The organism is Streptomyces niphimycinicus (genome assembly GCF_018883605.1).
Lineage (GTDB): Bacteria > Actinomycetota > Actinomycetes > Streptomycetales > Streptomycetaceae > Streptomyces > Streptomyces niphimycinicus.
Genome location: NZ_JAHLEM010001325.1, coordinates 1 through 604 on the forward strand (window position 1 = coordinate 1; position 604 = coordinate 604).

At 81.1% G+C, this 604-nt stretch carries 1 pseudogene; it reads right to left on the reverse strand.

The window, feature by feature from the left end:
* Positions 1 to 604: pseudogene (locus tag KN815_RS49580) on the reverse strand (ribonuclease E/G); the annotation flags it as partial.

A 604-nucleotide genomic window follows, 5' to 3' on the forward strand; every position in this document is an offset into this window, starting at 1 on the left:
CTGCGCACCGGCGGGCTCCTCGGCGCTCTCGCCCCGCTGCTCGGCGGCGGGCTCCTCGGCTGCCTCGGCCTCCGCGGGCGTTCCGGCGGGGGCGGTGGCCTTACGGCTCGCACGGCGACGGGTACGGGCGGGCGCCGCGGGCACGGTCTCCGCTTCGGCCTCCGGAGCCGCGGCGGGCTCCTCGGCTGCCTCGGCCTCCGCGGGCGTTCCGGCGGGGGCGGTGGCCTTACGGCTCGCACGGCGACGGGTACGGGCGGGCGCCGCGGGCACGGTCTCCGCTTCGGCCTCCGGAGCCGCGGCGGGCTCCTCGGCCTGCTCGGGCTCTGTCGGCTCGACGGCCTCCGCCTCCGCGGGCGCACCCGCCGGAGCGGTGGTCTTACGGGTCGCACGGCGACGCGCACGGGTACGCGGCGCCTCGTCGGCCGGGGCCTCATCGGCCGGGGCATCGGCTGCGACTGCGGCTGGGGCCGTGGCCTCGTCACCACTGCCACCAGCGGCCGCCGCAGACGACGCGTCCGCGTCGGCGGCCTCCGCCTGCGGCGGGCCCGCGGGGGCGGTGGCCTTACGGCTCGCACGACGGCGCGTACGGGCAGGGGCCGCGGGC